At 53.7% G+C, this 10,795-nt stretch carries 9 protein-coding genes; 6 read left to right on the top strand and 3 right to left on the bottom strand.

Going from position 1 to position 10,795, the window contains the following annotated elements; translation table 11 throughout:
- The first annotated feature begins 308 nt into the window (after positions 1 to 308).
- Positions 309 to 2,078 (top strand): Rieske (2Fe-2S) protein, encoded by a 1,770-nt coding sequence (locus FS806_RS21555; RefSeq protein ID WP_144940729.1) that lies wholly within the window; start codon positions 309 to 311, stop codon positions 2,076 to 2,078.
- Between the two features lie 244 nt (positions 2,079 to 2,322).
- Here FS806_RS21555 and FS806_RS21550 read toward each other — a convergent pair whose 3' ends face one another.
- Entirely contained in the window at positions 2,323 to 3,360 is a 1,038-nt protein-coding gene (locus FS806_RS21550; RefSeq protein WP_144940727.1) for a metallophosphoesterase family protein, read from the bottom strand.
- Between the two features lie 241 nt (positions 3,361 to 3,601).
- Here FS806_RS21550 and FS806_RS21545 point away from each other — a divergent pair, with 241 nt between their 5' ends.
- On the top strand, positions 3,602 to 3,898 hold the full coding sequence (locus tag FS806_RS21545) for a hypothetical protein (protein ID WP_144940725.1): 297 nt from the start codon (positions 3,602 to 3,604) through the stop codon (positions 3,896 to 3,898).
- A gap of 208 nt (positions 3,899 to 4,106) precedes the next feature.
- Here FS806_RS21545 and FS806_RS21540 read toward each other — a convergent pair whose 3' ends face one another.
- Positions 4,107 to 4,676, bottom strand: coding sequence for a hypothetical protein (locus FS806_RS21540; RefSeq protein ID WP_144940723.1), 570 nt, complete (start codon positions 4,674 to 4,676; stop codon positions 4,107 to 4,109).
- A 148-nt stretch (positions 4,677 to 4,824) separates the two neighbouring features.
- On the opposite strand from FS806_RS21540, the gene FS806_RS21535 reads away from it, so the two are divergent.
- Entirely contained in the window at positions 4,825 to 5,922 is a 1,098-nt protein-coding gene (locus tag FS806_RS21535; protein WP_144940721.1) for a DUF3048 domain-containing protein, read from the top strand.
- Positions 5,923 to 6,040: 118 nt separating this feature from the next.
- On the opposite strand, the gene FS806_RS21530 is transcribed toward FS806_RS21535, so the two are convergent.
- On the bottom strand, positions 6,041 to 6,577 hold the full coding sequence (locus FS806_RS21530; protein WP_144940719.1) for an aminotransferase: 537 nt from the start codon (positions 6,575 to 6,577) through the stop codon (positions 6,041 to 6,043).
- Positions 6,578 to 6,970: 393 nt separating this feature from the next.
- Between FS806_RS21530 and FS806_RS21525 the strand changes: the two genes are divergently transcribed.
- The 3 genes from FS806_RS21525 to rlmD all read left to right on the top strand — a co-directional run bounded on the left by FS806_RS21525 (position 6,971) and on the right by rlmD (position 10,752).
- Positions 6,971 to 7,261 (top strand): YerC/YecD family TrpR-related protein, encoded by a 291-nt coding sequence (locus tag FS806_RS21525; protein WP_144940717.1) that lies wholly within the window; start codon positions 6,971 to 6,973, stop codon positions 7,259 to 7,261.
- Positions 7,262 to 7,645: 384 nt separating this feature from the next.
- Positions 7,646 to 8,593 (top strand): diacylglycerol kinase, encoded by a 948-nt coding sequence (locus FS806_RS21520; protein WP_144940715.1) that lies wholly within the window; start codon positions 7,646 to 7,648, stop codon positions 8,591 to 8,593.
- 554 nt (positions 8,594 to 9,147) lie between these two features.
- On the top strand, positions 9,148 to 10,752 hold the full coding sequence (gene rlmD / locus FS806_RS21515) for a 23S rRNA (uracil(1939)-C(5))-methyltransferase RlmD (RefSeq protein WP_144940713.1): 1,605 nt from the start codon (positions 9,148 to 9,150) through the stop codon (positions 10,750 to 10,752).
- Positions 10,753 to 10,795: the final 43 nt, after the last annotated feature.

Raw genomic sequence — 10,795 nt, 5'->3', positions numbered from 1 at the left:
ACGTGCACTTTTGCAGGTCTTTTTGCAGGCGCTGGACGCGTAAAGCCAGAGTTGCCTCGAAGACGAGCAAAAGTGCAGGTCTTTGTCTTTTTTCGTCAGTGTTGTCATGTTGGTTGGAACAAATTTAATGCAGTGTTGTTCCGGGCTTTTACTATACCATTACTGATTCGATAGAGGCAATGGCGTCCCGCCCTATCGGCTCTAGATAACGTCCGGCTTGAGGGAGGGCAAACAGTCGCAAATTGTTCTTGTATTTTCTATACATATTAGTTTAGAATGTATGTATAATGAATTGGGAGGGATTGGAAATGGACCAATGGACTCATGCCGGATCATTGGAGGAACTGAAGCGACAAGGCGCTAAGGTGATTAAGGGAGGAATCGCCGTTTTTGTTCATGAGGATCGGGTGTATGCGGTGGACAATCGTTGTCCTCACATGGGTTTTCCCCTGCATATGGGAAGCTTGTGCGACGGTATATTGACTTGTCATTGGCATCATGCCCGGTTCGATATTTGCAGCGGAGGCACTTTGGACCCATGGGCGGATGATGTGCCGACCCACGAGGTTAGGCTGGAGGAAGGGGAGGTATGGGTTAACCCGAAGCCGAGGAATCAAGGAGGGGCGGATAAGCATTTCAAAAGGCTGCAGGAAGGGCTGGAGCAAAACTTGTCTCTGGTGATCGCCAAATCGGTCATTGCCCTGCTCGAAGCCGGTGTGCCGGAAGAGAAAATCGCGCGGGTCGGAATCGAATACGGGACGGTGTACCGCTCGGGAGGCTGGGGCTCGGGACTGACCATTCTGGCCGCCATGGTCAATGTGCTGCCGAAGCTGGACCGCTATGGGCGGTTTCTCGCCTTGTTCCACGGTCTGCGTCGGGTAGCCGCCGATTGTGCGGGAAGACCTCCGCGTTTTGTATTGGAATCGCTTCCGGAAACGAATGCTTCGATGTCCCGCCTGACCTCCTGGTACCGTCAATGTGTAGAGGTGCGGGACACACAGGGAGCGGAGCGGGTTCTGCTGACCGCCATCCGTCAGGGGGCGGAGAACGGCGAGCTGGCCGACATGATGCTGGCCGCCGCCACGGATCACTTCTATCTGGATGGCGGGCATACGTTTGACTTCCATAATAAAGCCTTCGAAATGCTGGAGAGGCTGGAAGAGGGGATGAAGGAGCAGGTGCTTGCTTCCCTCGTTCCGCTGCTGGCCAATCCGACGAGAAGCGAGGAAAGAAATAACTGGCAGCAGCCGGTCAATCTGGTCGCTCCCCTGCGGGAAGCATTCGAGAGGCTGCCCGAGCTTGACGGAAGGGTCGGCGGAGAAGAGGCGCCCTTCGATGAAGAGGCCATGTTGGAGCTGCTTCTAGGTGAGGAGCCGTTGAAGACGATCGCGGCCATTACCGATGCGCTGCATAACGGGGCGTCTCCGGTACGCATCGCCCGTCTGGTTGCTTTGGCAGCCGCGGAGCGGATCGTCCGCTTCCACACGCAGAATGACTTCGGCGATTGGATTGCGGTGCTGCACACCTTCACGCATGCTCATGCGGTTCACGAAAGCCTGCGGAGAGGAGCCGGCGTCCCCACCATTCGGGCGATCTATTATTCGGCGGTCAGCATCTACCTGGACCGCTTCCTGAACATTCCGACCGCCCCGAAGCCGAAACCGGAGCATGCGGCCAAACGCGGCCATACCACCGATCCGGCCGAGCTGCTGGAGCTGATGAACCAGCGTCAGCAGGTGGCGGAAGCGGCGGATTGGGCGGCGCATTATATGAGCCGGGGAGGAGACGTGCAGGCGTTGTTCAACACGCTTGGACATTCCTTGCTGCGGGAGGATGCCGAGTTCCACTCCTATCAAGTGCTCGAGGCCGGCATCCGGGAATACGACCTCTGGTCGGAACTGTCCGGGCCATTGGCCAAGCGGGCACAGGAGACTATGGTGCTGGCTATCACGCGCTATCTGGCCGCACATGCGCCGACAGCAAGGGAGCTGCCGCACGTGGCGCAGATCGCTTGGCGGCTTCATCGCGGCGACCGGTTGTTCGAGGAAGAAGAGGGCGAGGAAGCGGTTAAGGCTTAGACGATAAAATGTCCGAAGGGAGGAGAGCACTCCTTCCTATCGGACATTTTTTGGAATGGGGTGGGGGGAAAGGCCCCTGCTTTGGAACGATAACCCGATGGGCGAGGCCACTCTATGGGAACGATTACTCCGTGGCGGTGAAATTACTTCATGGGAGTGATTCTCCATTGTGTTGAGATTACTCCATAAGAACGATTACCCGATGGGCGAGGCCATTCCATGAGAGCGATCCCTCCATAGGTGGTTACTCGATAGGAACCCGCCACTCCGCAACATCGATCCATTGACGGGTGGTGAATTCGCGGCCGCGGACGTGAATTTCCTTCTCATAGACTTGAATGTACATTCCTTGGGCATGACTGTTATCCGAGGGGGCAGAGGGGCGAAGCCGTCCGACCGCCGAATTGGAAAACCAATGGATATTGTCCTGAGTCGTATAGTGATTATCTGTATAAAAATCCCGGTGGGTATGCCCCGAGAAGACGAATACATTGCGGTAGGGCTTCAGAATGTCGCGAAACTCATTGGCCCGAATGAGCCGGTGGGTTCCTCCATCGGAGCCCAGGGCAGGCAGCGGCTGATGGATCATGATCAGGGCCGGTTCTCCGTTGGTATGCTCGGCCATTTTGGCCCGCAGCCAGTTTAACTGCTCATCCGAGTACCAGGCTCCTTCTCCTACATCTTCTCTTTCCTCAAGGTAAGCCTCCTGCGACAGCATGATCAGGTGAACGCCGTTGATCCATTCATCCGTGTATGGTTTATCGTAATTCATATACCGCTGAAATCGTTCCCTGGATTGGGCGTCGGTCTTGCCGTTCGGCATCGTGTCAGTGGCAAAGCCGCCTTTCTCATTGATCCATATATCATAATAATCATGATTTCCCATATTGGCATGCATTGTCGGCAAGGAGTATTGTTCCAGAATCGACCAGAGCTGCTGATACTCGCCCTCCCGGCCATAATCGGTCAGATCTCCGCCAAGAACAAGCGCATTCGCTTCAGGATCCAACTCGGTCACATCATCCAACGCGGCCTTCAGCTTGTCTGTAGTCGTAGTGTCATAGAGACTTATATGCAGGTCACTGAGAAGAAACACGGATGCCAGCAGCTTTCCTTCTCCTTCCGGCTCCTTCTCCTCCCCGGCGGCGGTTACCTTATCCGTATCCGGTTGACCTTCTGCGACAGAATCCCTCCCGAACAGCCACCGCAAGAAAGACCAAATTCCGCCAAGAGACGCGATAAATACGGAAGCAAGCATTTTCAAGAAATATCGTCTGGACATGATTTACCTCCAAATAGCATTTCACGCAAAGGAAATTCTCCCCGTTCTATTATACACTTTGTTCTCTTCCAAACCCAATATGAGATCGTTTTTGTCGATAGATTGGAGAAAATGGAGCTGCTTCTGTTGAAACGGGCATAAAGTTTCGGATTCTGTCAGAAAAAAGGAAGGAATCCAGACAAGCCGTCTAGAATTAAATTACGATCGGCGGCGGGATACTCAATCGAACCGGATTGAGGGGATGTTCCAGCGGGAACAGCGGGATGGATTCGGACGGAAGGGGTGCTCGGCGAGCGGTCGGGTGAACCGGATTGAGGGGATGTTCCAGCGGGAACAACGGGATGAATTCGGACGGAAGGGGTGCTCGCCAAGCGGTCGGGTGAACCGGATTCAGGGGATGTTCCAGCGGGAACAGCAGGATGAATTCGGACGGAAGGGGTGCTCGCCGAGCGGTCGGGTGAACCGGATTGAGGGGATGTTCCAGCGGGAACAGCGGGATGAATTCGGACGGAAGGGGGGCTCCCGAGCAGTCGGGTGAACCCGTTTGAAGAGCCCATCTGAAGTATCCGTACGATCGCGAGCCAAGCGATGTCCGTTCGAAACGAGGCCCAAATGAACCCATCGAGTGAGATTCCTATCGCAAACAGCGGTTGACCCATGATCGAGCGGAATTTTTTTCGAACGCTGCCGTAAGATCATGATCGAGGGAATGCCCAAATAAAAAAAACGCTGAACCATCAAGCGGTTCAGCCGTCTTTTCTGAATGATTGGAATGCTTTGTCCCTTTCCCAGGCGGTAGGTTCGCCGTAGGCTTCCCAGTATAATTCGCCGGTCTCGTATTCATACCAAAGCATATGTCTTTTCTCACCCTTCTCCCGAACGTACCATACGATTTTCTTGGAAGTATAGTCACGGGGAACGGCGTAGATTTCGGCAATTTGGTCGGTTTCGATCCCTTTCTTCTTAAGGGCTTCCGCTATATCGGTTTCGGGCACTCCTTCGCTCTCCAGAGCGGTTCCATAGACTTCGATAGATTCGTCCGGACCTGCGACCCATACATATTTAACCTGTCCGTTATCATCTCTGCCTGACAGCATCAGGAATGCCGGGCCTCCCGGATAGAGCGCCTGGATTTGATCTACGGACGCGAGTAATTTATGATCAAGCACATAGGCTCGGGCTGCATCGTGAGAGGGCAAGTCCCTGGCCGTATTCTGCCGTAAATTGGGGTTCCCGGTTCCGTACATTAACAGAAAAACGATAAGGGTCGTACCGGCAAAAAGCGCCAATAAAATCAACGTCGCTTTCAGCTTCATGTCGTTCCTCTCCTCCTAGTAACTGCAAGCCCATTTTAACAGATCGGATAGGAAACCACCAACTGTACTTCTAAACGTTTTGTGAACAGTTATAATATCTTGCCGTACATCAGTCGATAGAGTAGAAAGAAAGAGAGGAGATGGACCATTGAAACCGTTCAGTCAATCCAAGAAATCACGAATAACAGGACGATACAAAGGAATATTGGGGGTGACTTGTCTCGCCCTGACCGTCGCCGGCTGCTCGGGCCAGCCGCAAACGGCACCCGTACCCGATCCGTCGCCGTCACCCGTCGTCACTCCGGCTCCGAGCCAGGCTCCGGCCTATAAGTATCACTTCCCGTTGACAGGTAAAGGGACGAATGAGCAGGTCGAAGACAGGCCGCTCATGGTCATGATAGAGAACTCTCCGCAAGCGCGGCCGCAGACCGGGCTCGATCAAGCGGATGTCGTGTTCGAAATTCTTGCCGAGGGTGAAATTACCCGCTTCGCGGCTGTCTATCACAGCCAAAATCCGAAGGTGATCGGTCCCGTGCGCAGTATTCGCCCGTACTATGCCCAACTGGGAGAGGGATTGGATGCTTTGATCGTTCACGCCGGATGGAGCCAGGACGCGATTAATTATATCAATTCGCGGAAGCTGGCGCATTTTGACCAGGTGTATGGGGATGACGCATACTATTGGCGGGATAAAGAACGTTCGGCGCCGCACAATTTATATACCAGTGTGGACAAAATTCGCGAAGGAAGCGAGAAGAAGAAGTTCCGGCAGGAATGGAAAGCTTTCGAGTATCCTTTCTTGAAGGAGGACGAGAAGGTATCCGGGGATAAGGCCGAGCGTGTGAAGGTGAACTATATACACGGTTATTACGTATCTTATGAATATGACGCCGAGGCCGGGGTCTATAAACGAAGTATGGCGGGAGAACCTCATCTGGACAAAGATTCCAAGGTACAGCTGACGGCCTCCAATATCATCATTGCCGAGACGAAGCACCGGGTGTTGGACAATGAAGGCCGGCGCAGCGTAGACATCGATGGGCCCGGTAAAGGAATGCTCATTCAGGGAGGCGTGAAACGCGATGTGACCTGGGAACGGAAGGACGGTACGATCCGTGTGTATGAGGACAAACGGGAGCTTCCGCTGCTCCCCGGACAAACGTGGATTCAGGTCGTTCCGGTCGATTCGAAGGTGGAAATTGAGTCAGGAGACAAAGGCAGTGCTACGAACAACTCCGGCCAATAATTAAGGTTCGGTTGTTCCTTGGAGAAATGCCGGGGAGCGGACGGAAAGAGCGGGTAACGCGAACGGCCCGCCCGGGGAAGAGCGGACCGTTAAGGCGCTGACGTAAGAGCCGCAGAACTTATCGGTAGGGGCGTCTGCTGACCCGCGCCCTGCCTCCTGTCGGCCGCCGGCGGGAATAGCCTCCGTATGCCGAACGTCTCCCCGGACTCCCGCCTCTTCGCGATCGGCGTCTTCGGGTGGGGACGGCCTTGCTGTCGGCTTCGGCCGTAGCGGCCTTGGAACCGAAGGTTCCCATAAGCAGCTTGAGCATCGGAGCCATTTGCTGAATGCTCTGGACGACCTTATGCACTTTGGTCACGGTCGATACAATTCCGTCGATTCCTCCCATGCGATCGATGAAGGATTTTACCTGATTGAAGTTGAAGCCGCTGCCTCCGCTGCCCGTACCGCCCTGACCCCCTCCCGCACCGGCAGGATTCGCTCCAAATCCGGGCATTCCCGGGAAGCCCTGATAACCAGGGAAGCCCGGGTTCTGGTAATAACCGGGAAACTGCGGGGAATCGATCCAATTGCGCACCTGGGCCTGATCAATCCCCGGCTGCCGATATAGGACCGGGTAAGCATGGCTGGACTTGGCCTGATGGTTAGAGTTCACTGGATTCACAACCCTTTTATATAATCTCCTCACTTGATGAGATGTCAGTGGGGGTCCCCAAAATCAGGAAGAAACGATCTGTTATTCAAGCAGCACTTCCTTTTTTGGGGTCATCTTGTTTATAATCTATGTGTTAGGCAAATGATTGGATTGGACGGATGTCCCGGCTATCGGGCTTTTTACTCGATGCTGGAATCCGTGGCTTGGGCAAATCCGGCTAACCCTCATGTACCGTAAAGCAGTTTGAAGGCGGAGCATGAGGTTTATAGTGCCGAAGCATTTTAACACTCTAACGCTTAACATTTATGCTGTTCTGAAAACTTAAAGCAGGGATTCGGCTCTTGATGTCGAAAGATATGAAGTAAAGCAAATCAGCAGAAACGAGGGAAGATCATGCAGTTGAAAAAGCTGAACGACAAAGCGATCGACCAATTGTTTGAGGCGATTTTGACTTTGAAGGATATGGAAGAATGCTACGTTTTTTTCGATGATTTATGTACGGTGAACGAGGTTCAGTCTATGTCCCAGCGTTTGGAAGTAGCCCGCATGCTTCGTAAAGGGTATACTTATAATCAAATCGAGGCTGAAACCGGCGCCAGCACAGCGACCATCTCCCGGGTGAAGAGATGTCTGAACTACGGGAATGACGGCTACAAGATGACCTTGGAACGGCTGGGAAGATAAACTTTCATAGCGGGTGCAACCCTTTGCACCGCGCCATCGGACAAAATCCTTCTCTCCCTGTCAGAGTGGGATTTTTCATATTCTGCTTTCAGGGAAGAGACTTCGAGGCGTCAAAAACCGGAGAGAAATAGAGATTATGGAACATACTATAGTCAAATGATCGTAAGAACAGATTGATGTGCGGGATGATGTTTTAGAATACCGTATCGTACGCCCTTTCCAATAGAAAAAAAGCTCCATGCGGATAACAATCCGATGTTCGGGTTATTCCGCCGGGGATTATAGAATATCGTATTAGGGAGCCTTATCCGGGCTAAGCAGTGCATTGGAGGATAGGTTCCCGGTCAACATTGGACAGAATATGGATAAACAGGTGATTAGTGAATGGCCAAACGTGCAAGGTTGATATACAATCCATCTTCGGGTCGGGAGGAAATGAAGAAGAAGCTGCCGGATATTCTGCAGCGGCTGGAACGCGGAGGCTTGGAAACCTCTACCCACGCGACCATCGGAGAAGGGGATGCTACGCTCGCAGCGGCGGAAGCCGTTGAACGCGGATTCGATATCGTTATCGCGGCCGGAGGAGACGGAACGCTCTATGAAGTAATCAATGGCCTGGCAGAGAAGGAGCACCGTCCGGCGCTGGGCATTCTGCCTCTTGGAACGACGAATGATTTTGCCCGGGCTTTGTCCATTCCACGCAACTGGGAGGCGGCCTGTGATCTTATTATCCGCCAGCATACGCGTCTGATCGATGTAGGGAAGGCGAACCAGCGGTATTTTATCAATATTGCCGGAGGAGGTTCTCTGACGGAGCTGACCTATGAGGTGCCCAGCAAGCTAAAGACGATGATCGGACAGCTTGCCTATTATATTAAGGGGATCGAGAAGCTCCCCCGCCTGCGGCCGATTGAAATGCACGTCAAGACGGACGAGATGGAGGTTCATGAGCAGGTGATGATGTTCCTGGTCACGAACAGCAACTCCGTCGGGGGATTCGAGAAGCTGGCTCCCGAAGCCAGTCTGGATGATGGGCTGCTGGATGTTTTTATATTGAAAAAATGCAATCTGGCCGAATTCATCCGCATCGTTACATTGGCACTGCGCGGTGAGCATCTTAATGATCCGCACATCATCCACACCTCAACGCGGAAGATCGAAATCACTTCACCCGATTACGTTCAGGTCAATCTGGACGGGGAGCTGGGCGGAACGCTCCCATGCACCATCTCGGTGCTTCCTTCCCATCTGAACATCATCGTGGATGAATCCGGCAGCTCAACTTACCGGGTCAAGCATAGCTTTCCCAGGTTGGGGAAAATAGATAGTTAAAGGTTTGTTGTGCAGCGGATCGGGTAGGTACTGTCGAACATCCTCTTGCGAGTGTCTGGTAGCTTCTCATGTATGGTGTCGGGTGAAAAAATGGTATGCTGGTTGACGATGTCAAACGTACGGTGAGTTGGGTCTGAACATCCTCGTTCGAGTTATCTAAATAGCCCCGTTGGCGTTCGCTTCAAGGAGGCGCACCCATTGTAGGGGAACCTGGCCGGTTGATATCGAGACACAGGTTCGCAGCATGGATATTGCCTAACGGGGATGCGCTGCTTATTCATCGTAGTAAGGTCAGGGATACGAATTGCCCTGGGGCTTTCGGTTAACGAATCCAGGATACGTTATTTCTCTTTGAATCCAACATTTGCAAAATTTAACGAACTACAGAGTCCTTAATAGGTCAGAATCCGGTGTAAAACGGGTATGGAGTATAGAATAAGATTGCTGGGATTCGTTAGCTTTTTAAAATCGCTATTTTGTATGAAATAAGGTGCGCAGTGTTCGTTAGAATATGGCCATCTTCAAAATAAAGAAAAGGAACCGGGTTTAACTCTATGACAAGGAAAAGAAGCAATCGGACACGTCCTTCCGGCCGACCGGCCAAAGAGGGAGCGAATCCTAAAACTGAAAATCCGGCGGCAGACGGCATTCCCGTACAGAAGAACGACGAAGTAATACTGGATATTGCCGGGCTGGGACACGAAGGTGAAGGGGTGGGCCGTTATCGGGGCTTTACCCTTTTTGTGCCTGGAGCCCTGCCGGGCGAGCGGGCCTTGGTCCGGGTATTGAAGGTGAAGAAGCAGTACGGCTACGCCAAGCTGCTTCGAATCGAGCAGGCGAGCCCCGAACGTGTGCAAGCTCCCTGCCCGATCTACAGCCAATGCGGCGGCTGCCAGCTTCAGCATCTGAGCTACGAGGCCCAGCTTCAGCATAAACGCCAGATCGTGATCGACAGTCTGGAGCGGATCGGCAAGCTGGAGGTGCGGAAGGATGACGGAAGAACCAGCGGCGAGCGGGAAGGGGATATCGCCCTAATAGCGGAAGAGAAGAATGGAGCCGAGGGGAAAAATGGGCCGGATGGGATCCATGGCGTCTCAGAGCGGTTTGGGGCTGGCCACGCCGGGATCATCGTTCATCCAACTATGGGAATGAAGAACCCCTGGCGGTATCGGAATAAGGTCCAGGTTCCTTTCGGCGAAATGGAGGGCGGCCTGATCGGGGGCTTCTATGCCCAGGGCAGCCATCGGATTATCGATATGGACCAATGCCTGATCCAGCATGAGCGCAGCGACGAGGTAGTGGCCCGGGTGAAGGAGATTGCCCGCTCGCTGGGGATCTCCGCTTATAATGAGGCCACGCATACGGGCTTGCTCCGCCATGTCGTGGTCAAATACGGCTTCGCGACCGGAGAATTGATGGTCATCCTCGTCACGAACGGGACCCGAATTCCTTCGGTCGAGCAGTGGGTTCGCGCTATTCGCGAAGCCATCCCCGGCGTCAAGAGCATATGCCACAACGTGAATACGGCGAGGACGAACGTCATCTTCGGAGAACGAACGAAGGTGCTGTGGGGCGAGGAGGTCATCCACGATACGATCGGGGATGTGAAATTCGCCATCTCGCCGAGGTCGTTCTACCAGGTCAATCCGGTACAGACGGAGGTGCTGTACCGCCAGGCCCTTGAGTATGCCGGCTTGACGGGGAAGGAAACGGTGATCGATGCCTATTGCGGAATAGGCACGATCTCGTTGTTCCTGGCCCGTCATGCCAAGCAGGTCTACGGGGTGGAGATCGTCGAAGACGCGGTAGCCGATGCCCGCCGCAATGCCGCGCTGAATGACCTCCATAACGTCACCTTTGCCGCAGGCAAGGCGGAGGAGGTCATTCCTGCGTGGAAGCAGGAGGGCATCGTGCCCGACGTCATCGTCGTCGACCCACCCCGCAAGGGCTGCGACGCCGCGCTGCTCGAGACGATGGTGGCGATGCGGCCTGAGCGCATCGTCTACGTCTCGTGCAATCCGGCGACGCTCGCCCGCGACCTGCGGGTGCTGGAGGATGGAGGCTACCGCACGTTAGAGGCTCAGCCGGTGGATATGTTTCCGCATACGACACACATTGAAAATGTCTGCTTGCTTGTTTGGAATGGTACAGATTGTTGAAACCCCTTGATATACAAGGGGTTATATACTGATACAGTGTTCT

Origin of the sequence: Paenibacillus sp. 32O-W (assembly GCF_007679495.1) — a bacterium.
Taxonomy (GTDB): domain Bacteria; phylum Bacillota; class Bacilli; order Paenibacillales; family NBRC-103111; genus Paenibacillus_L; species Paenibacillus_L residui.
This window is presented reverse-complemented; position numbering and strand designations above follow the sequence as displayed.